Source organism: Citrobacter farmeri (assembly GCF_019048065.1).
GTDB lineage: Bacteria > Pseudomonadota > Gammaproteobacteria > Enterobacterales > Enterobacteriaceae > Citrobacter_A > Citrobacter_A farmeri.
This window is the reverse complement of the sequence record NZ_CP077291.1, coordinates 4,112,788-4,131,559: the sequence shown is the minus strand read 5'-3', so window position 1 is coordinate 4,131,559 and position 18,772 is coordinate 4,112,788. Positions and strand designations below refer to the sequence as shown.

25 protein-coding genes are annotated in these 18,772 nt (G+C 51.2%); 22 read left to right on the top strand and 3 right to left on the bottom strand.

Annotated features, from left to right (window positions below):
* Positions 1 to 86: 86 nt before the first annotated feature.
* The 9 genes from I6L53_RS19390 to I6L53_RS19350 all read left to right on the top strand — a co-directional run bounded on the left by I6L53_RS19390 (position 87) and on the right by I6L53_RS19350 (position 7,384).
* Complete coding sequence (locus tag I6L53_RS19390) at positions 87 to 362, top strand: hypothetical protein (RefSeq protein ID WP_023327785.1); 276 nt, start codon at positions 87 to 89, stop codon at positions 360 to 362.
* Positions 363 to 382: 20 nt separating this feature from the next.
* Positions 383 to 892, top strand: coding sequence for a phage regulatory CII family protein (locus tag I6L53_RS19385; RefSeq protein ID WP_042325316.1), 510 nt, complete (start codon positions 383 to 385; stop codon positions 890 to 892).
* A 7-nt stretch (positions 893 to 899) separates the two neighbouring features.
* A complete protein-coding gene (locus I6L53_RS19380) occupies positions 900 to 1,100 on the top strand; it encodes a phage filamentation protein Fil family protein (RefSeq protein WP_042325319.1) in 201 nt (66 codons plus the stop codon).
* Complete coding sequence (locus tag I6L53_RS19375) at positions 1,064 to 1,402, top strand: DUF5347 domain-containing protein (protein ID WP_000963463.1); 339 nt, start codon at positions 1,064 to 1,066, stop codon at positions 1,400 to 1,402. The genes I6L53_RS19380 and I6L53_RS19375 overlap by 37 nt, the downstream gene beginning before the upstream one ends.
* A gap of 67 nt (positions 1,403 to 1,469) precedes the next feature.
* Complete coding sequence (locus I6L53_RS19370; RefSeq protein ID WP_042325321.1) at positions 1,470 to 1,703, top strand: DUF2732 family protein; 234 nt, start codon at positions 1,470 to 1,472, stop codon at positions 1,701 to 1,703.
* Complete coding sequence (locus I6L53_RS19365; protein WP_042325323.1) at positions 1,703 to 1,924, top strand: TraR/DksA family transcriptional regulator; 222 nt, start codon at positions 1,703 to 1,705, stop codon at positions 1,922 to 1,924. The genes I6L53_RS19370 and I6L53_RS19365 overlap by 1 nt, the downstream gene beginning before the upstream one ends.
* A gap of 94 nt (positions 1,925 to 2,018) precedes the next feature.
* Complete coding sequence (locus I6L53_RS19360; protein ID WP_042325339.1) at positions 2,019 to 4,142, top strand: replication endonuclease; 2,124 nt, start codon at positions 2,019 to 2,021, stop codon at positions 4,140 to 4,142.
* Positions 4,143 to 4,883: 741 nt separating this feature from the next.
* Complete coding sequence (locus I6L53_RS19355; RefSeq protein WP_217124956.1) at positions 4,884 to 6,440, top strand: hypothetical protein; 1,557 nt, start codon at positions 4,884 to 4,886, stop codon at positions 6,438 to 6,440.
* 83 nt (positions 6,441 to 6,523) lie between these two features.
* Positions 6,524 to 7,384: a DNA adenine methylase gene (locus I6L53_RS19350; RefSeq protein WP_042325356.1), complete on the top strand. Its 861-nt coding sequence runs from the start codon at positions 6,524 to 6,526 to the stop codon at positions 7,382 to 7,384.
* A gap of 340 nt (positions 7,385 to 7,724) precedes the next feature.
* Here the strand turns inward: I6L53_RS19350 and I6L53_RS19345 are convergent, their stop codons facing one another.
* Both I6L53_RS19345 and I6L53_RS19340 read right to left on the bottom strand, forming a co-directional pair.
* The gene (locus I6L53_RS19345; protein WP_042325357.1) at positions 7,725 to 8,771 is read right to left on the bottom strand and encodes a phage portal protein; all 1,047 of its coding nucleotides are present in this window, start codon (positions 8,769 to 8,771) and stop codon (positions 7,725 to 7,727) included.
* Positions 8,771 to 10,540, bottom strand: a complete 1,770-nt coding sequence (locus I6L53_RS19340; protein ID WP_042325360.1) for a terminase ATPase subunit family protein — start codon at positions 10,538 to 10,540, stop codon at positions 8,771 to 8,773. The genes I6L53_RS19345 and I6L53_RS19340 overlap by 1 nt, the downstream gene beginning before the upstream one ends.
* 165 nt (positions 10,541 to 10,705) lie before the next feature.
* Here I6L53_RS19340 and I6L53_RS19335 point away from each other — a divergent pair, with 165 nt between their 5' ends.
* The 11 genes from I6L53_RS19335 (at position 10,706) to I6L53_RS19290 (ending at position 16,391) form a co-directional block, all read left to right on the top strand.
* Positions 10,706 to 11,560: a GPO family capsid scaffolding protein gene (locus tag I6L53_RS19335; protein ID WP_042325362.1), complete on the top strand. Its 855-nt coding sequence runs from the start codon at positions 10,706 to 10,708 to the stop codon at positions 11,558 to 11,560.
* Positions 11,561 to 11,634: 74 nt separating this feature from the next.
* Positions 11,635 to 12,702 (top strand): phage major capsid protein, P2 family, encoded by a 1,068-nt coding sequence (locus tag I6L53_RS19330; protein ID WP_042325364.1) that lies wholly within the window; start codon positions 11,635 to 11,637, stop codon positions 12,700 to 12,702.
* A gap of 4 nt (positions 12,703 to 12,706) precedes the next feature.
* Positions 12,707 to 13,456 (top strand): phage terminase small subunit, encoded by a 750-nt coding sequence (locus I6L53_RS19325; protein ID WP_042325366.1) that lies wholly within the window; start codon positions 12,707 to 12,709, stop codon positions 13,454 to 13,456.
* Positions 13,457 to 13,549: 93 nt separating this feature from the next.
* Complete coding sequence (locus tag I6L53_RS19320; protein WP_042325368.1) at positions 13,550 to 14,059, top strand: head completion/stabilization protein; 510 nt, start codon at positions 13,550 to 13,552, stop codon at positions 14,057 to 14,059.
* On the top strand, positions 14,059 to 14,262 hold the full coding sequence (locus tag I6L53_RS19315) for a tail protein X (protein WP_042325371.1): 204 nt from the start codon (positions 14,059 to 14,061) through the stop codon (positions 14,260 to 14,262). Before I6L53_RS19320 ends, I6L53_RS19315 begins: the two co-directional genes overlap by 1 nt.
* Positions 14,253 to 14,474, top strand: a complete 222-nt coding sequence (locus tag I6L53_RS19310) for a phage holin family protein (protein ID WP_001437784.1) — start codon at positions 14,253 to 14,255, stop codon at positions 14,472 to 14,474. Before I6L53_RS19315 ends, I6L53_RS19310 begins: the two co-directional genes overlap by 10 nt.
* Positions 14,458 to 14,967 (top strand): lysozyme, encoded by a 510-nt coding sequence (locus I6L53_RS19305; protein ID WP_042325373.1) that lies wholly within the window; start codon positions 14,458 to 14,460, stop codon positions 14,965 to 14,967. Before I6L53_RS19310 ends, I6L53_RS19305 begins: the two co-directional genes overlap by 17 nt.
* Positions 14,964 to 15,377 (top strand): Rz-like lysis system protein LysB, encoded by a 414-nt coding sequence (lysB, locus tag I6L53_RS23670; RefSeq protein ID WP_042325375.1) that lies wholly within the window; start codon positions 14,964 to 14,966, stop codon positions 15,375 to 15,377. The genes I6L53_RS19305 and lysB overlap by 4 nt, the downstream gene beginning before the upstream one ends.
* Positions 15,262 to 15,522 carry an Rz1-like lysis system protein LysC gene (lysC, locus tag I6L53_RS19300; RefSeq protein WP_232231115.1) on the top strand — a complete coding sequence of 87 codons (261 nt, stop codon included), beginning with the start codon at positions 15,262 to 15,264 and terminating at the stop codon, positions 15,520 to 15,522. The genes lysB and lysC overlap by 116 nt, the downstream gene beginning before the upstream one ends.
* Positions 15,485 to 15,952, top strand: coding sequence for a phage tail protein (locus I6L53_RS19295; RefSeq protein WP_042325379.1), 468 nt, complete (start codon positions 15,485 to 15,487; stop codon positions 15,950 to 15,952). Before lysC ends, I6L53_RS19295 begins: the two co-directional genes overlap by 38 nt.
* Positions 15,945 to 16,391, top strand: coding sequence for a phage virion morphogenesis protein (locus I6L53_RS19290; RefSeq protein WP_042325381.1), 447 nt, complete (start codon positions 15,945 to 15,947; stop codon positions 16,389 to 16,391). Before I6L53_RS19295 ends, I6L53_RS19290 begins: the two co-directional genes overlap by 8 nt.
* A 219-nt stretch (positions 16,392 to 16,610) precedes the next feature.
* Here I6L53_RS19290 and I6L53_RS19285 read toward each other — a convergent pair whose 3' ends face one another.
* Complete coding sequence (locus I6L53_RS19285) at positions 16,611 to 17,465, bottom strand: trypsin-like serine peptidase (protein WP_198034317.1); 855 nt, start codon at positions 17,463 to 17,465, stop codon at positions 16,611 to 16,613.
* Between the two features lie 319 nt (positions 17,466 to 17,784).
* On the opposite strand from I6L53_RS19285, the gene I6L53_RS19280 reads away from it, so the two are divergent.
* Positions 17,785 to 18,426, top strand: a complete 642-nt coding sequence (locus tag I6L53_RS19280; protein WP_042325385.1) for a phage baseplate assembly protein V — start codon at positions 17,785 to 17,787, stop codon at positions 18,424 to 18,426.
* Positions 18,423 to 18,770, top strand: coding sequence for a GPW/gp25 family protein (locus tag I6L53_RS19275; protein WP_042325387.1), 348 nt, complete (start codon positions 18,423 to 18,425; stop codon positions 18,768 to 18,770). Before I6L53_RS19280 ends, I6L53_RS19275 begins: the two co-directional genes overlap by 4 nt.
* Positions 18,771 to 18,772: the final 2 nt, after the last annotated feature.

Sequence of the window (18,772 nt, the reverse complement as noted above, 5' to 3'; positions counted from 1 at the left end):
TCGTTGCTAATTCGGGCAACCAGTGGCAGAAGTTGGCAAACAGAGGCCATTGATTGCAAACATTGTCAAAATGGGAATCATGCAACATGGCTTCTGAAATCGCAATCATCAAAATCCCGTCTCCTGTAGTTACTCTTCAACAATTCGCGGAACTTGAGGGGGTTTCCGAACGTACTGCCTACCGTTGGACGACAGGCGACACACCTCGTGTACCAATCGAAAAACGTGTCATCCGAAAAGGTTGTAAGAAAGCTGGCGGCCCTATCCGAATTTATTACGCTCGCTGGAAAGAAGAACAACTGCGTAAGGCTTTAGGGCACGCTCGTTTTCAGCTCATTATTGAGAATCCATATTCACTTTAAGTGAATTGTAAGGATGCAACATGTTTGATTTTCAGATTTCCAAACATCCCCACTATGACGAAGCATGCCGGGCTTTTGCGCAGCGTCACAACATGGCGAAGTTGGCCAAGCGTGCGGGTATGAACGTTCAAACGTTACGTAACAAGCTCAACCCGGAACAGCCTCACCTGTTCACGCCGCCTGAATTGTGGCTGCTGACTGACCTGACAGAAGACTCAACCCTCATTGATGGTTTTCTGGCGCAAATTCATTGCCTGCCATGCGTGCCGGTTAATGAACTGGCTAAAGACAAATTGGAGTCTTATGTCATGCGTGCAATGAGTGAACTCGGCGAGCTGGCGAGCGGTGCGGCCTCTGATGAGCGCCTGACCTCTGCCCGTAAGCACAACATGATTGAAAGCGTTAACTCAGGTATTCGAATGTTGTCTTTGTCGGCATTGGCGCTGCATGCGCGCTTACAGACTAATCCAGCTATGTCGAGCGTGGTCGATACCATGAGCGGTATTGGCGCATCATTCGGGTTGATTTGAGGTGCGTATGCTGAAAAGTGAACCGTCATTCGCGTCTCTGCTCGTTAAGCAAAGCCCCGGTATGCACTACGGCCACGGTTGGATCGCAGGTAAGGGCGGTAAGCGCTGGCACCCGAGCCGCTCACAGGCTGATTTACTGGCTGGCCTCTCTACTCAAAAGCAGGGGGAATCATGGCTATCGAAGCTGTTTCCGCGACTGTTCCGCTAAAAGCGGGTGAACGTCTGGCCGGTCTCAATCATGTGGCTGAATTGCGCGCGAGATATTGGGGCGATAGCTGGAAAGAGGTTGAGCGTTTTGTCGATGATATGCGCGATAAACGTGACCCACAATTTGAAGAAAATAATCGGGCGCTGGCCGCTATTTTCTTTCTGGCAAAAATACCGGCGGCTCGTCATGAGCTCGAATTAAGTGAGCTGACTACTGACGAGAAAAAGGCGCTTATTACAGCGATGAATCATTTTCGTGCAGTAGTGAGCTTATTTCCCAAACGGCTAACCATGCCGAATTAATCCAAACAGAAATTTAATGGCGTAAACCCGCCGGGCTTCTTATTGCCCGAAATCAGGAGAGTCAATTATGTGTAATACCGCAACTCGTACCACTAAAACCACAGTAGATAAGTCAGGCCTTAACCAGTTGCTGACGGATGCGCGGATGCAAGAGCGCCGCGCGCGTGCGGAAGTGATGGCAAGCCGCATGGTTAACCTGGCTAACCACATTAAAACCAACCAGCTCGACATTAACGAGGCGCTGGAACTGTTGTTGCAGGAAAGTGAAATTTACCGCCATCAGGCTATGGAGATCCACTAATGGCCGACGCAATGGATTTGGCACAACTGCGCGAGCAGGAAGACCGCGAACGCCTCATCAACAACGCGCGCAGCCGTATCGCTGCGCCATCCCGTTTTCTCTGTGAGGAATGTGACGCACCAATCCCGGAAGCTCGCCGTATTGCGATTCCGGGCGTGGCTTTTTGCGTGACCTGCCAGCAAATCGCCGAGCTTAAATTAAAACACTATCGGGGGGTATAAATTGGCTGTTCAATTCGCTTTTCCGTGGAGTGCTCCACGGTCGGCAATAGCCAGCCCATATCTCACCTATGAGCAACAGCATCGCCGCGACCGTATGTTCGCGGCTTTGCTGCATGCGAGAAAGGTGCTTTCTCTCCAGCCCGAGTGTGTACGCTTTGGTGTTTATCGTACCGCTGCGGTGCTGGAGCAAAATCAGGGTAGTCAACGAGCCAATGCCTTTTTAATTAGCTTCTGCAAAAAGGCATTGCCACGTCTTGAACTAGTCGCAAAAAAATACGAGTGTGCAGGTATCAATAGCAACGTATCAGCCACTGTTTTTGGCGGTCATTTTGATACTGAGCTTATGCAATATCTGGCGTCACGCATGGTCAATATGGTTGCCAGATATAACCGCCTCCCTGATATGTCGCGAGCCGATATTGACCTGCTGGCCGCTGATATCGCTAATTTCATTCGTGCTGAACTGGCCGACATTGATGACACCGGATTTAGTGAGCTCAAAACGCTGTACACCTGGTACATGCGCGCTGGTTTTATTTCCCTGCAATTCAACGTTACCCCGCCGCATTGGGAGCGGGTGACAAAAAAATATGTTGGTGAAGATGAAATCGCCCCGGCTATCGCTCGCATGTTTAACGATGCGTGGTGGCGTGGTCGTCTGCGTCGCATTGCGGCTGTATGGCGCGAACATCTGCAAATTGCCGTCGGAAATGTCAGCAAGAAACGACACGCCTACGCAAGTAAAAATTGCGTGACCGACTGGCGAGAGCAGAAGCGTCGCACGCGTGAGTTTCTCAAGGGTTTGGATCTCGAAGACGAAGATGGCAACCGCATCAGTCTTATCGATAAATTCGACGGCTCTGTCGCTAATCCTGCGATACGCCGCTGTGAGTTGATGACCCGCATCCGTGGGTTTGAAAATATCTGCAATGAGCTCGGTTATGTTGGGGAGTTTTACACCCTAACCGCACCGTCTAAATATCACGCCACAACTAAAGCGGGCTACCGTAACAGCAAATGGAACGGTGCCAGCCCGTCGGACACGCAGAGCTATCTAACCGGCCTTTGGGCACGCATACGCGCCAAGCTGCACCGGGAAGAAATCCGCATTTTCGGTATACGTGTTGCCGAGCCCCATCACGACGGAACGCCGCATTGGCACATGCTTATGTTCATGTTGCCAGAAGACGTCGAGCGCGTGCGTCTCATCATCCGTGATTATGCGTGGGAGGAAGACCACCACGAACTGAGAAGCGATAAAGCCAAAAAAGCGCGCTTTCATGCCGAGGCCATTGACCCGGAGAAGGGCAGCGCTACGGGCTATGTCGCTAAATACATTTCCAAAAATATCGACGGCTATGCTCTCAATGGTGAAACCGATGACGAAAGCGGTGAGCTACTAAAAGAAACAGCTCCCGCTGTTTCAGCATGGGCGGCACGATGGCACATCCGTCAGTTTCAGTTTATCGGAGGTGCGCCGGTGACTGTTTACCGTGAGTTGCGTCGTCTCACAGATACCGAGACTGCGCACGGCCTGAGCGTTGAGTTTGCCGTCGTCCATGATGCCGCCGACGCGGGTGACTGGGCTGGTTATGTTAATGCGCAGGGTGGTCCGTTTGTCCGTCGCGATGATTTACAGGTGCGCACGTTGTATGAGCCTCGCACCGAGTTTAATCAGTATGGTGAGGAAACCGTCTGTATCCGTGGCGTGTACGATTCTACCGTCGGCGCAGGCACCCCGATTTTAACCCGGCTCACCCAGTGGAAAATTGTTCCGAAGCGTGCCGTTGATTTGGCCGTTGACGTTAAGGGCGCTTCTGCGCCCTCTCGGAGTTCTGTCAATAACTGTACGGAAGCCGAAGACGATCCGCCGGAGCTCGATTTATCAAAACCTCTAAGCAGGAATGAAAAAAGAAAGTTAACGCAGCGGATCAGGCGTGAAAAACCCCAATCTAGAGCAAAGTTTGTACATGGGAGTGCGGTCCAGGATAGGGCCATCAGAAATACTATGACGGAAATAAAGCTAATGCGGGGGATCGATATAAGCCGAGGGGAGGCTCTGCACCTTATTACCGGTGGGGTTGGATGCTACAACGGTAAATGGTGTAAGGGTTCTTCTTCTGGAGAGGTGTTTGCTGTGGCCCCGCCTAAGGGCTGGAGGGCTCAAGAGAGGGCGCGTGAAATCTTGCAGCGGTTCAACGCTATAAGAGAGCAATAAGTTTCGTTTAGTTAGTAAATTCATTGACATAAGGATGATGGGGTGAATTTTTTTCTTTCCATAACTCATCAATTCATTATACTGTTTATATATACAGTATTTGCGGGGTGGGCTTGTGATCGAGGATCTAAAAGAGCAGGTGACAATGGAGCGGGTGGAGATGATTGCACGCTTGGCGACGGAAGGGGCTTGCCGAGAAAGAGATCGGGAAATCGCCCTTGCTCTGATTGCGGAGATGGCGAGAGGGAATCTGATTAGCGATAGTTCTTACGCGGTTGCGTTCGCAGTGATTCCCGCCAAAAATTGATGCCAGTGCAAAGCACGACCCCGTATTACAAACGTAAACCTCGGCAGTGGTGAAACTTGCTTTCAGCGCTGCCGGGGTTGAACAACGAGCATCACGAGGCGTTAGAAATGGGCGGAAAATACCAGAATTTCTAGGTTGTTTATCGTAGCTAGTCTCTTGAGCGATGGGGGTCGGGTGGGTGGGTGTTTTTCCAGCGCACGGAAGCCTGCGGCGGCATTGGGTTCAAACAATATTCTTTAGCGATACCTATGGCACATATGATTGATCTTTTAGTACTCTTCCTGAAATGATAGCTAGTTGCCTTGTTTAAAAAAATCAACATTGGTAGTTGTTACTGCTAAGAATCTGCGTAGACTGGTCTAATGGCGCTATTTTTATGTTTGATGGTAATATAGTTTTTTACTTTAGCTTTTCATCGCATGGAGGATGCTGAAATGTATCAGTACAAGAATATCAAAATAAATGATCTAATGCTTGATGTACAAAACTCTCGATTTAGTGAGAACGCAGATGGACAGCGTGAGGCTATTAAGGTTATGGTTGAGAGTCAAGGCCAAAAGTTAATTAAGCTAGCGAGAGATATTGCTGAGAAAGGAGTAGATCCCTCTGAACGTATGATTGTCATTGAAAATGATGATCTTGAAAAAGGCTTTATTGTAAAAGAAGGTAATCGCAGAGTTACTGCATTGAAATTAATAGAAAACCCTTCTCTAGCTCAAAATAAAACCTATGAGTCAACATTTGAAAAAATAAAAAAATCTAGAAAAACCAAGGTAGTAGATGTTGATTGTGTCGTTTTTGATAATGAAGAATACAATCATTGGATAAATTTAAAGCATACCGGCCAGAATGAGGGTGCGGGAAGGGTTGGTTGGACAACTCCGGAACAGCTAAGGTTTATGGCAAGAAACGGTAAAGAGTCTTTTGCTAATCAACTTTATTCTTTTATTGATTTGTTCCCAGAGCATTTCGAGAAGATAATTAAGGAAAAGAATAGAATTAAAATAACTAACCTTGATCGATTGATCGGAGATCCAAGCTTTAGAAAAAGTTTGAATATTAATGGGGTTGATGGCGTTCTTTTTTGTTCACAGCCTTTAATTCGCTTTATTAGTGAGCTGAAGAAAGTTTTAAATGTAATGATTTTAACTGATGATAGTGGTAAAACAGAATTCACAGTTAATAGGATTCGATTTAAAGAAGATCGTGCAAATCTGATATCTGAGCTACAACTTACATCTTACTCACCTCAACTAGAAAAAGAATGGCGTCTATTGGAACCACCTAAATTATCTGACATTGATAATTCTGATGAACAAAAAAATAATAATGGGTCCGAAGGTTCCAAAGATGTTAATGGCTCTGGAGATAACAAATTTGGTAGTAAATATAATGATCACCATGCTAATGGCTCAGATGGCTCAGATGGCTCAGATGGCTCAGATGGCTCAGATGGCTCAGATGGCTCAGATGGCTCAGATGGCTCAGATGGCTCAGGAAAAGGAAAGGATAATAAAAAAACAAACCCTGCAGGTATTAACCGTAATCATATGATCCCAATGGGGGTATCATTAAAATTTGGTACCGAACATAAAAGGTGTCATCGAATTTTTACTGAGTTGAAAAAGATGACCCATAGTGAGCATCAGAACTCGCTTGCGGTAATGCTGAGAGTTTTTATTGAACTATCCCTCAATACCTATTTTGATACTAATAAATTGGTTTTTGTAGACAATAAAAACCCTAAAAGAACACCAGGATTACATGATAAGGTTGTATTGGTTTCAAATGATTTATTTGAAAAGAAAGTAATGAGTGGCGCACAAAAATCCGCTATTTTGAGTTATTCTAAGCAAATGACAAATGCAGGTTCTTCGTTACAGCAATATGTTCACAATGCTAATCTGATACCTTCAAAAGAGTTTGTGAATACTGAGTGGGATAACTTCCAGCCATTGGTTGAATCAATATGGAAGGTTGTTTCCTTGTAACTCATTGTTACTGAATGGAAAAAGCACATGGATTGTGCTAGAATGACTTTAAATTTTTCTTTATTGTTAAGGAATTGTAAAATATGAGGTTTTATACACCGCTCAGATATCCAGGAGGTAAGGGTAAGCTATCTTACTATGTGAAATCTTTGCTTGATGAAAATTCAATCACAGATGGTTATTATGTCGAACCATATGCTGGCGGTGCTGCAATAGCTATTGATTTAGTTATGAATGAATACGTGCGAAATGTCATCATTAATGATGCGGATCCGGCTGTGTATAGTTTTTGGCATTCGGTTATTAATGATACTGATGCTCTTTGTTCAATGATTGAAACTTGCTCGGTTACAATGGATACATGGTATCAGCAAAAGGACATCATTAATTCCTCTAATGCTAAATCACCATTGGAGTTAGGATTTGCTGCTTTCTTTTTAAATAGAACTAATCGTTCTGGTATTCTTAAAGCTGGTGTAATTGGCGGAAAGGAGCAGTTAGGCGATTGGAAGATGGATGTTCGATTCAATAAAGAAGATTTAATATCTAGGATAGTAGCAATATCTAATTATAAGAATAGAATTAAACCCACCAATTTAGATGCGGCGAAATTACTATCCAATATAAAAGATTTTACGTCTGGAAGCGATAATCTACTAGTTTATTTGGACCCTCCTTATTATGTCAAAGGGCAGGATTTATATAGAAACTATTATGAACATGAGGACCACGTTAACGTGAGAAATGCCTTATGTAAGTCAGGTATAAAAAATTGGCTTGTATCATATGATAACGCTGAAGAGATAAAGAAAATTTATGATGCTTTCAGGCAATCAGAATATTCGTTGAGTTATACGGCACAAAGCAAGAGGGTCGGTGAGGAAGTGATGATTTTTTCTGACTCATTAATAATCCCTAGCGTTAATTTGGGTAAGGCTGCTTAGCATTCCCGCCGTGCAAGGTGTGCATGCATTACCTGCATGTATTTGCATGCAGTTCTGAATTATTTCTGAGGCTATCCGCACCAGCGCTGGTGCGCCTCTGACCTGTTCATGCAGTTGCATGAAAACCGACCTATAAAGCGGGCAGGCGTGGCGGGGAAAGCATTGCGCGCCAGCGGTGGTGCGTAATATTAAAAATAACCGTCTGTGCGCGTCGTGATGGCGCTGTCGTGGTCGCTGTCGGCTCGTTGGTGGTCTGGCGTGGTCGTGTGCGCGTGGAGTGTCTGAGGCGTGATGGTGGCAGGGTATGAAAAAGCCGCCATGCTGGCGGCTAGAGGGGTGATTATTCCGGGTTGTCGAGGCTGTACTCTTTAAATCTGATGACCTCCATGCCAAGCCAGTCGTTTACCTCCCTGAACCTGTCCTGAAGCGGTGACAGCTCATTGCGCACAAATACCTTTGCCACCTTCTCAACGTCACCGAGTGAGCCGATATTCTCGGGCTTGCCTCCCATAAGCTGGAACGGTACGCGGTGCGCGTCCATCAGGTCGGCGGCACTGGCTTTCTTGATGTTGAAAAAGTCATCCTTTGTGGCGACCTCGCTCAGTGGCACGATTTTTATGCCGTCCGGTTTTCCACCGGGGGCGTAGAAAAACAGGTTCTTAAAGTTGCCAAGCCCTTTCGAGTTGCGCATCGCCTCGCGCAGCGATTCGACGTCGGTCGCGCTCTGCGCCGGGTCGGTCACATACATGATGTAACCAGCGTGCGCGCCGTTCTGGTAATACTTGCGGCGGAACAGTGTCGCGGATTCATTCAGCCAGGCGGAATTAAGCGCGCTGAGATATTCGGGCAGGCCGTAAATTTCCTGATTAATGTCGGGCTCCAGTAGGTGAAACACGGTATCAGGCGCGAACTCATGCGGAAGCGTGAAGTTTTCCACAAACCAGAATATCGAATCATCGACCCCGCGTCGGGTGTATTTGGCAGGTGAGGCCAGTAGCTTGATTAGCTGGCCGGTGACGCTGTGGCGCTGCTCAAGAAAGGCGTTGCCGAATACCAGATAGTCGAGCGCAAAGCGGCTGAAATCCTGACGGGATAACAACGGGTGCGGAATGTAGGTGCTCGCGAGCACGTTGCGCTTAACGTAAATCGGTGAACTGTGATGCACGGCAGAGCGCAGGCTCTTTGCCAGCCCGGAGAAGCTGACCGGCGGCTCGTACCATTTACCGTTACTGATGCACTCGACATAATCCAGAATGTCGCGCTTATCGAGCACCGGCACTGGCTCGCCGAAGGTGAAAGCTGTTGTTTTTGGCGGTGCGCCGGCGGTCAGTTGTTGTGGCTTGCTGGCCTTCTGCGTAGCGGCTTTGCGGGATTTTTGCTTACCCATTAATTGAACTCCAGAATAGATTTAGGCTGCATGCCGCTCCCGGCGGATAGCGGCTCATTTAACAGAGCGTGCATGGTCGCCCATGCGATATCGGCGTGACTGGCTTCCTCGGTGCGGCTGGCCTCATAGGTGGCGCTGCGCCCACTGCTGGTCATGGTTTTGCGGATGGACATAAACGACTGCGTGACATCGGTCGCCCCGGCGTCGTACTCCAGACAGCCACGGCGAATAGTGTCTTTTGCCTTGAGCACCATTGCGGTTTTCATTTCAGGCGTGTAACGGATGCCGCGTGCCGCCGGGTAAAATGAGCGCACCAACTGGAACACACCGAGACCGAGGCCGGTTGCGTCAATGCCGATGTATTCGACGTTGTATTTCTCGGTCAGTTTGCGGATGCCCTCGGCCTGCGCGGCAAAATCCATGCCTTTCCACTGGTGGCGCTCCAGCATGCGGAATTTGCCACCGGAGACCACCGGCGGCGCGAGCACGACGCACCCGGCACTGTCGCCGGTGTGTGACGGGTCGTAGCCAATCCAGACAGGACGAGAGCCGAACGGATGGTCGGCGAACGGGGCAAAGTCCTCCCATTCCTCCATCACATCGACCATGCAGCGCTGCAACTCCTCGAACGGGAATACCGACGCTTTATCGTCGACAAACTCGCACATAAACAGGTTCTTAAAGTCCTCATCACTGTTTTCGCGTTTGAGCTGGTCGAGGTCGAACAGGGTGCAGCCACCCGCAAGGGCGTCCTCAATGGTGACAATCTGCCGCCATTGTCCATCATCGCAGAGCTGGCCACCGGCGAGCGCGCTGTGACTGATGTCGATTTCGATGCGGTCGGCAATACGGCTGCGCCCCTTGTTGAACAGCTCGCCAGACCAGAAGGGGTAAGCGCCGTGCGCCAGCGTGGAAGGTGTCGAAAAGTAGGTTGAGCGCAGGTGCTTTTGCGAGGCCATGCCCGACGCGACTTTGCGCAGCTTCTGAAAATTCGGGATCCAGAATATTTCATCGACATACAGGTCGCCGTTATGGCTCTGCGCGGTGTTGGAATTGGTACCGAGAAAAATCAGCTTTGCGCCGTTGTTGCCGATGACAATCGGGTCACCGGTCAGGTCAACGTCGACCAGTCGCGCAAACTGGATGATGTATTCGCGGAACACGTAAGCCTGCGTTTTACTGGCCGACAGAAATATCTGGTTGTGGCCGGTCTTGAGCGCGCGCAGCAACGCCTCGCGGGAGAAATAGAACGTCGCGCCAATCTGGCGGGATTTGAGAATATCGCGAATACGGTGCGCCAGCCCTGCGCGGTACCACTGCAACTGGTACTCGAAAGACTGGTCGAAAAATAGCGCCTCCAGTTTTTCGATAGCCTCGTCGCTGAAAAAGTTCTTTTTCGGCTTCTTACGCTCACCCTTGTTGCGGTTGGCGACATTGGGGTTTAGGTCGACCTCGTTGCCGGTCTGGCTGTAGCGGTTAACGCGCGCCAGTCGCTCAATCTGTCGCCCGAGCAGGTCAATCTCTTTGAAGTCGCCGCCTGACTTTTGCGGCTTGGCGATGAGCTGAATCAGCCTGGCCTCAAGGCTGCTTTCGACGCGGGAAATCGGTGCGATGCCGTCCCAGCCGTCGCGCTGCTTCCAGCTCTGCACGGTCGGGCGCTTGACCTGCAGCATTTCGGCAATCTGTGGCACGGAAAAACCCTGCCAATAAAGCAGCGATGCCTGCCGTCGCGGGTCATGCAACAAGGTTGTATCGGTGGAAATGGTCATTGATGCCTCGCCGTAGTGGATTCAGGGCAAGGCTACTTAATGGCCGTCGGTGATTCGCTAAGGTGCTGTTGTGTGGGCGGTTGTCCAGTCGTCATTGGTGGTCTGGTGTGTCCTGAGTCTGGAAACTGGCGTTGACCAGTAACCCCAACCTCAGGACTCCTGACAATGGCAAAAAAAGTCTCAAAATTCTTTCGCATCGGCGTCGAGGGTGACACCTGCGACGGTCGCATTATCAGCGGTAATGATATTCATGAAATTGCCGAATCGTTTGACCCTCGCGTCTACGGTTGCCGCATTAACCTTGAGCACATTCGCGGCCTCTTTCCCGATGGCGACTTCAAACGCTTAGGCGATGTGGTCGAACTGAAAGCCGAGAAGATTGACGACGATTCTGCGCTTAACGGCAAATGGGCGTTGTTCGCCAGAATCACCCCGACCGACGACCTGATTGCGATGAATAAAAAATTGCAGAAGGTCTACACCTCAATGGAGATTCAGCCGAATTTTGCCAATACAGGCAAATGCTACCTCGTCGGCCTTGCTGTCACCGATGACCCGGCGAGCCTCGGCACTGAATACCTCGAATTTTGTCGCAACGCGAAGCACAACCCGCTGCAGCGCTTTAAGGCCAACCCTGAAAACGTCTTTTCCGTTGCCACGCTGGCCGAGCTGGAATTTGAAGACGTTCCAGACACGGTGCTCAACAGCCTGGCCGATAAGGTGAAAGCCATTTTCAGCCGTAAGCAGGTCAGCGACGATGCGCGCCTGAATGATGTGCATGAAGCGGTGACCACCGTCAGCGAGCATGTGCAAACTAATCTGACCGCGCAGGATAAGCGCATTTCCGATATGGAAACCGCGTTTGCCACTTTCAAACAGGAACTGACCGGCAAGGTTGAAGAAACCAGCCAGGCATTTTCCGCCCTGAAAACCACCCTCGACAAAACCGAAAGTTTCAGCCAGCCGCGACGCACAAAAGCCAGCGGCGGTGGCGGCGATGAGCTGCTGACCGACTGCTGATATACCGCAGCCGAAACCGGGCGGCAACCCCGCCCGATGCTGTGACTAACCGATTAATTCAAACAGGAAATACTATGCGTCAGGAAACCCGTTTTAAGTTCAATGCCTATCTGACCCAGCTCGCCAAACTGAACGGCATCAGCGTTGATGACGTCAGCAAGAAATTCACCGTCGAGCCGTCCGTTACGCAAACGCTGATGAACACCGTGCAGGCGTCATCCGCATTCTTGCAGACGATTAACATTCTGCCGGTCGCAGAAATGAAGGGCGAGAAAATCGGCGTCGGTGTGACCGGCACCATCGCCAGCACGACCGACACCTCGGGCGACAACGAGCGCCAGACCGCAGATTTCACCGCGCTTGAGTCCAACAAGTACGAGTGCAATCAGATTAACTTTGACTTCCACCTGACCTATAAACGCCTCGACCTGTGGGCGCGTTTTCAGGACTTCCAGCGCCGCATCCGCGACGCCATTGTCCAGCGTCAGGCACTGGATTTCATCATGGCCGGGTTCAACGGTATCACCCGCGCTGATACCTCAGACCGCAGCAAAAACCCGATGCTGCAGGATGTGGCCGTCGGCTGGCTGCAGAAGTACCGCAACGAAGCACCGGCGCGCGTGATGAGCAAAATCACCGCTGAGGACGGTAGCGTTATTTCTGACGTGATTCGCGTCGGTAAGAACGGCGACTATGAGAACCTCGACGCGCTGGTGATGGACGGTACCAACACCCTGATTGACGAGATTTATCAGGATGACCCGAAACTCGTTGCCATCGTTGGCCGTAAGCTGCTGGCCGACAAATATTTCCCACTGGTCAACAAACAGCAGGAAAACACTGAGTCGCTCGCGGCGGATATCATCATCAGCCAGAAGCGCATCGGCAACCTGCCAGCCGTGCGCGTGCCGTACTTCCCGGCGAATGCGGTATTCGTGACCACGCTGGAAAACCTCTCTATCTACTTCATGGATGAGAGCCACCGCCGCAGCATTGATGAGAACCCGAAAAAAGACCGCGTGGAAAACTACGAGTCGATGAACATCGACTATGTGGTCGAGGCGTATGCCGCCGGGTGTCTGCTGGAAAACATCACCCTGGGCGATTTCACCGCACCTGCAGCACCGGAAAGCGGAGAGTAAGCCCATGACGAGCCCCGCACAGCGTCACATGATGCGGGTCTCGGCCTCTCAAGCCGCGCAGCGGGAACAAGCCCCGCTGCGCCACGCAACCGCCTACGAGCAGATGCTGGTAAAGCTGGCCGATGACCGCCGCACGTTAAAAACCATTCGTTCAAACGAACTGAAAGCCGCGAAAAAGCGTGAGCTGTTGCCGTTCTATGCGCCGTGGGTTGCCGGTGTGCTGGCTGATGGCCGTGGTGCGCAGGATGACATTCTGATGACCGTCATGCTGTGGCGTCTCGATGCCGGTGACGTTGCTGGCGCGCTGGAGATTGCTCCCTACGCGCTGAAATACGGCCTCACCTCAGACCATCGCCGCACCACGCCTTACATGCTGGTTGAGGAGGTGGCGCTTGCCGCACTGCGCCTGCGCGATGCCGGTGAGCCTGTCGACCTCGCATTACTGCTGACCACCCTCAGCCTGACCGACGGCGCTGACGTTCCCGATATGGTGCGCGCCCGTCTGCATAAGGTGACCGGCCTGACCCTGCGCGATGTCGGTCAGAACGCCGAAGCGCTGGCGCAGTTTCAGCGTGCGATGCAGCTCGACCGCAATGCCGGTGTACGCAAAGAGATTGAGCGGCTGGAGCGCGCATTGAAGCCAAAGCCAGAGGCGGTAACCCGCAAAACGACTAAACCGCGCACGCGCAAACCTGCCTCCAAACCGGCGGCTCAGCGCGGACGTCCACCAAAGGCGGTAAAAATCGCCGGTTAACTGAACGCTCCCCGAGCCGGGCGGCACGCCGGTCAAAGCGGGTTTTGACCCTGACGGCGACCGGCGTCCACCGCCCAACCTAATGAGGTTGTCATGACGACAGTAATACTGAATCAGCCCGACGAACCGCAGGACGTACCGGGCGTGGTGATTCCCGCACCGGAGAAGGGCGACGCAGTGATTAAAAACACGTTCTTTTTCCCTGATGTGGATCCGAAGCGGGTGCGCGAGCTGATGCGCCTTGAGCAGACGGTTTCCGATGCGCGTCTGCGCAACGCCATCAAAATCGGCATGGCGGAAACCAATGCGGAGCTTTACGACTACCGGCTGCGCCAGATTGCCGCCGGGTTTAAGCAACTAGCCGACGTGCCTGACGCCGAGGAAATCGACGGCGAGAATGTGCGCGTTTTCCACTACCTCAGCGCCGTGACGGCGATGGCGACCGCCACCCTGTATGAGCGTTATCGCGGGGTTGAGGCCACCGGCAAGGGTGACAAAAAAGCCGACAGCGTCGAAACCACCATTGATGACCTGTGGCGGGATATGCGCTGGTCGGTCTCGCGCCTGCAGGATAAGCCGCGCTGTATCGTGGGTCAGCTCTGATGAAAGTCTACGCGATGCAGGGCGACACCCTCGACGCGCTTTGCGCCCGGTATTACGGGCGCACTGAGGGCGTGGTCGAGACGGTGCTGCAGGCTAATCCCGGTCTGTCTGAGCTGGGTGTCATTCTGCCGCATGGCACGGCGATTGACCTGCCAGACGTTGAAACATCACCCACGGCGGAGACCCTGAACCTATGGGACTGAGTATGGAAAAAATTACCACGTTTATCGCCTACTGGCTGGCTGTGGGGCTGGCGTATTTCGGGGCTATGTCGCCCGAAAAACTGGCGCTGTATGTGGGTAGTCTGTGCGCCATTTTCACGGCGGCGGTGAATTTCTGGTACCGGCGTAAAACCTTTCGCTATCTGACCGAAATGGGAATCGACAAAGGGGTGACCCGTGAGCTCAATCGTTAAACGTTGCAGTGTGGCCGTAGTGCTGGCGCTGGCAGCACTGATGCCTGATTTTCGTCTGCTGAATACCTCGCCTGATGGTCTGGCACTGATTGCCGACCTCGAAGGGTGTCGCCTGACACCTTACCAGTGCAGCGCGGGCGTGTGGACGTCAGGCATCGGCCACACTGCCGGGGTGGTGCCGAAAAGCGATATCACCGAGCGCGAAGCGGCGGCAAATCTGGTCGCTGACGTGCTGAACACCGAGCGCCGTCTCGCAGTCTGCGTGCCGGTCACCATGCCGCAGCCGGTTTACGACGCGCTGGTCAGTTTCTCTTTTAACGTCGGCACCGGCGCGGCCTGTCGCTCGACGCTGGTTTCTTACATCAAGCGTCATCAGTGGCGGCAGGCATGCGACCAGCTCACCCGCTGGGTGTACGTCAACGGGGAGCGTAGCACCGGTCTTGAAAATCGACGTCAGCGCGAGCGTGCTTATTGCCTGAAGGGGGTGAGATGAAAGTGTTAGCCGTGCTGTTAGTGTTGGCCGTGCTCGGGCTGCTGTGGTTGCGCCATGAGAACGGCAATTTATCCCGCTCCTTTGAGACGGCAAACCGCGTCGCGAGCGAACAAAGGACGACGATTGGCATGCTGAAAAATCAGCTCAGTGTTTCCGGTCAGCTTGCCCGACGTAATGAATCCGCGCAGGTGGCACTGCGCGAACAGCTCGCAAAGGCAAGCGCAGGGGCCAGCCGCCGTGAGCAGACGATAACGAGGTTACTTAATGAAAATGAAGCCTTTCGCCGCTGGCATAATGCTGCTCTGCCTGATGTTGTGCGTCGGTTGCACACCCGCACCGCCTGCGCCAGCGCCGGTGATTGTGGTCAGTGGATGCCCGAGGGTGAGCCTTTGCCCGATGCCGGGAAGTGACCCGAAAACCAATGGTGACCTGAGCGCGGATCTCCGCCGTCTTGAGGGTGCGCTGACCGCCTGCGCGCTACAGGTCAAAACCGTCAAACACTGTCAGGATGAGCTCGATGCAGAAGCACAAAAGCCTGCGCAAAGCGCTGATTAACGCCGTGCCGCAGCTTCGAAATAACCCCGATATGCTGCGCCTGTTTGCCGACAACGGCCATACCGATTCCCGACTGGCGAGCTCGCTGTCGTTTGAAAAGGTGTACGTGCTTAACGTGGTGGTGACCGACTTTACCGGCGACCTCGATTTGATATTCGTGCCAGTGCAGGCGTGGCTGCGCGAACATCAGCCGGACATTATGACCACCGACGACGGGCGGGAAAAAGGATTCACCTGGATTATTGATATCAATAACGACGATTCGCTCGATATCAGTATCAGCCTGAGGCTCACCGAGCGCACGCTCGTCAAAGAGGTTGACGGTGCGCTGCATGTCAGTTATGCGCCAGAGCCGCCGCTGCCTGAGCTGGTGACGCGCCCGGTTGCTATGTATGCAAACGGTGAGTTAGTGAGTCAGTGGGATGAGTGAGTTAACCGTGCTGCAGGAACGCCTTGCCGGTCTGATTGCCAGCCTGTCACCGGCAGCGCGTCGGCAAATGGCGGCGAATATTGCGAAAAAGCTGCGCACCAGTCAGCAACAGCGCATCAGGCGCCAGCAGGCACCCGACGGCACACCGTATGCCGCGCGAAAACGCCAGCCGGTGCGGAGCAAGAAAGGCCGCATTAAGCGCGAAATGTTTGCCAGACTGCGCACTAATCGCTTTATGAAAGCCAAAGGCAGCGACAGTGCGGCGGTGGTGGAGTTTACTGGCAAGGTGCAGCGCATGGCGCGGGTGCATCAGTACGGGCTCAAAGACCGGCCAAACCCAAACAGCCAAGACGTGGAGTATGCGGAGCGGCAATTGCTTGGAATTGGTCAAAGCGATAAGCAGCTAATTGAAGGGATTATTATCGAATATATTAAATGAGTAATTTAATATGGTAAATAACACTGTTGGTATAATGGGTTTGCTATTAATGCTTTGGTCGAGAAATAGTGTTTGCAATGCCATTGTGAAATCATTAATGATTTTTATGTTGTTTTTTTTGATGGTTGAAATAATTGCTGGAATGGAAGCCTTAATCATGTATTGTGATAAAGGCTTCCATTCGTGCTTTAAGTAAAATCAATCCGGCTTTTTCTCTTTTTATTTTGCAAGTCTATCTTGATAGTCTTTCTCTGCCGCATTTAAAATCCTCTCAATGACAGAAGCATGCCATACCCTTCCTAAATCTGATTCATTATTAATGCGTCCGCTATAAATTCCTAAAAACTCCCATTTCGGTGTGCCGGATAGAACTGAGCTAATTTTGTTTTCATCGATTTTTCTATATCCACCTGCGCGGTAAGCAACTACTGGTGAACCTGACTGACCTTGCCTTGCCCTGCAGTCAATTAAAAAGACTGGATTTTCCTTTGTAATCAAAAGTAATTCTTGAGCCATAAAACCAGTAGCCCATACAGGATATTTTCCAGAGCTACTTATCCCAAATGGAAATCCTATCACACTAACTGTATCTGACGGCCCAACATATAAGTTGTCTCGGTCTAAGGTATTTTTCATGTAGTATGCAAATTTGTTAACATCTCTTCCCCATTTTAGGTTTAAAGCAATTACATCTGCTTTAGCGCCGAGAAGTGGGTCCTCAATCCAATATGGTGTGCCGTCATCTCTATATAATGGTAATTTAACTTTGTGCCACTCTCCAAGTGAATCACCTTTGTGGAAATGTATAACAATGTAGTTTGGGGTTGCGCACAACTTGCTAAGACATTCATCTGTATCTTGATTTCTCCCAGTAACGTTATGCCTGTTTGTTATCAAGGCGCAGTGAGAAGTTGTATCATTTGCCGCTAAAAAAGCTGTTCCCGAGCTAAGTTTCTGCTCATCAAAGAACATCTCGATGAAAAGAGACTTCATAGTCAATATTTCTAGTGTACTTTTGACTCCTGACTCAGCCATTAAATTACTTATGTACGAATCAAAATCAGTAGAGTTCATGAGTAATCCTTGTTTTAAAAACTGAAGTTTTTGGGTTATTGAATGGTGCTGCAAGTGTTTTTTTAAAGGAATGCCTTCCCATTCGGCTTCTTGTTCTTTATTTCCTGCTCAGATGACTTTAATGTAAGTTCAGTTGAGGCTTGAATCAATAGTGTACGCAATTTTAGAAACTTAAGCTCAACATACAACGTTAGTTACCACTTTTGTCGAACTTTGTTTGCAAAAGTGGTTGATTAAAATTCAGGGCATGATCGTTGTTTCATCGTCCACCAAACCCCGCTCGATTGCCGCTGGCTTTGCCCAGCGGCATCCTTTCCCCATGAACAATTTAACTTCTCTGCAGGAAATCGCTCGGGCGATCCGCAACCTTATCCGCACAGGCATTGTGACCGACGTCGAATCCGTTGAGGGGCTTTGTCGCGTCCAGACCGGCGGGATGCAAACCACCTGGCTTAACTGGCTGACCTGTCGTGCCGGTCGCTCGCGGGTGTGGTGGGCACCTTCCGTTGGTGAGCAGGTGCTCATTCTTGCCATTGGTGGCGAGCTGGACACCGCCTTTGTGCTGCCTGGCATTTTCTCTGATGACCATCCTGCGCCGTCGGCCTCGCCTGATGCCTTTCACGTAGCCTTTCCTGACGGGGCGATTATCGAGTACGAGCCAGAAAACGGGGCGCTCACTGTATCCGGTATCAAAACCGCTGACGTCACTGCGTCAGACTCTATTACCGCCACCGTGCCGGTGGTGCTGGTCAGGGCTGAAACCCGCATAACCCTCGATACACCCGAGGTGGTGTGTACCAACAAGCTGACCACCGGCACGCTCGAAGTTAAAAAAGGCGGGAAGATGTCGGGGAACATCGAGCACACCGGCGGGAAATTTATCTCGAACGGCGTGCAGGTGGATGACCACGACCACGGCAATGTGCAGAGCGGTGGAAGCTGGACAAGGGGGATTCAATGACAGCGCGCTATCAGGGTATGAACCGCAATACCGGCCTCGGTATCAGCGACACCGAACATATCAGCCAGAGCATGCGCGACATTCTGCTGACGCCGGTCGGCTCGCGAGTGATGCGTCGTGAATATGGCTCACTCTTGTCGGCGCTGATTGATATGCCGCAAAACCCGGCGCTCAGGCTGCAAATTATGGTGGCGTGCTATTCGGCTATCCAGAAATGGGAACCGCGCATCAGGCTTACCGCCATTAGCTTTGAGACCGGCGACGCTGGCGAAATGTATGTCGATATTATCGGGATGCGTACCGATACAGGTGCGTCAGTTTCAACCACTGTTTCACTGAGTTAAAT

Coding starts and splice junctions, on each gene's coding strand:
- I6L53_RS19390 (WP_023327785.1), top strand. CDS start 87: ATGGCTTCTGAAATCGCAATCATCAAAATCCCGTCTCCTGTAGTTACT.
- I6L53_RS19385 (WP_042325316.1), top strand. CDS start 383: ATGTTTGATTTTCAGATTTCCAAACATCCCCACTATGACGAAGCATGC.
- I6L53_RS19380 (WP_042325319.1), top strand. CDS start 900: ATGCTGAAAAGTGAACCGTCATTCGCGTCTCTGCTCGTTAAGCAAAGC.
- I6L53_RS19375 (WP_000963463.1), top strand. CDS start 1,064: ATGGCTATCGAAGCTGTTTCCGCGACTGTTCCGCTAAAAGCGGGTGAA.
- I6L53_RS19370 (WP_042325321.1), top strand. CDS start 1,470: ATGTGTAATACCGCAACTCGTACCACTAAAACCACAGTAGATAAGTCA.
- I6L53_RS19365 (WP_042325323.1), top strand. CDS start 1,703: ATGGCCGACGCAATGGATTTGGCACAACTGCGCGAGCAGGAAGACCGC.
- I6L53_RS19360 (WP_042325339.1), top strand. CDS start 2,019: ATGTTCGCGGCTTTGCTGCATGCGAGAAAGGTGCTTTCTCTCCAGCCC.
- I6L53_RS19355 (WP_217124956.1), top strand. CDS start 4,884: ATGTATCAGTACAAGAATATCAAAATAAATGATCTAATGCTTGATGTA.
- I6L53_RS19350 (WP_042325356.1), top strand. CDS start 6,524: ATGAGGTTTTATACACCGCTCAGATATCCAGGAGGTAAGGGTAAGCTA.
- I6L53_RS19345 (WP_042325357.1), bottom strand. CDS start 8,771: ATGGGTAAGCAAAAATCCCGCAAAGCCGCTACGCAGAAGGCCAGCAAG.
- I6L53_RS19340 (WP_042325360.1), bottom strand. CDS start 10,540: ATGACCATTTCCACCGATACAACCTTGTTGCATGACCCGCGACGGCAG.
- I6L53_RS19335 (WP_042325362.1), top strand. CDS start 10,706: ATGGCAAAAAAAGTCTCAAAATTCTTTCGCATCGGCGTCGAGGGTGAC.
- I6L53_RS19330 (WP_042325364.1), top strand. CDS start 11,635: ATGCGTCAGGAAACCCGTTTTAAGTTCAATGCCTATCTGACCCAGCTC.
- I6L53_RS19325 (WP_042325366.1), top strand. CDS start 12,707: ATGACGAGCCCCGCACAGCGTCACATGATGCGGGTCTCGGCCTCTCAA.
- I6L53_RS19320 (WP_042325368.1), top strand. CDS start 13,550: ATGACGACAGTAATACTGAATCAGCCCGACGAACCGCAGGACGTACCG.
- I6L53_RS19315 (WP_042325371.1), top strand. CDS start 14,059: ATGAAAGTCTACGCGATGCAGGGCGACACCCTCGACGCGCTTTGCGCC.
- I6L53_RS19310 (WP_001437784.1), top strand. CDS start 14,253: ATGGGACTGAGTATGGAAAAAATTACCACGTTTATCGCCTACTGGCTG.
- lysB (WP_042325375.1), top strand. CDS start 14,964: ATGAAAGTGTTAGCCGTGCTGTTAGTGTTGGCCGTGCTCGGGCTGCTG.
- lysC (WP_232231115.1), top strand. CDS start 15,262: ATGCTGCTCTGCCTGATGTTGTGCGTCGGTTGCACACCCGCACCGCCT.
- I6L53_RS19295 (WP_042325379.1), top strand. CDS start 15,485: ATGCAGAAGCACAAAAGCCTGCGCAAAGCGCTGATTAACGCCGTGCCG.
- I6L53_RS19290 (WP_042325381.1), top strand. CDS start 15,945: ATGAGTGAGTTAACCGTGCTGCAGGAACGCCTTGCCGGTCTGATTGCC.
- I6L53_RS19285 (WP_198034317.1), bottom strand. CDS start 17,465: ATGAACTCTACTGATTTTGATTCGTACATAAGTAATTTAATGGCTGAG.
- I6L53_RS19280 (WP_042325385.1), top strand. CDS start 17,785: ATGAACAATTTAACTTCTCTGCAGGAAATCGCTCGGGCGATCCGCAAC.
- I6L53_RS19275 (WP_042325387.1), top strand. CDS start 18,423: ATGACAGCGCGCTATCAGGGTATGAACCGCAATACCGGCCTCGGTATC.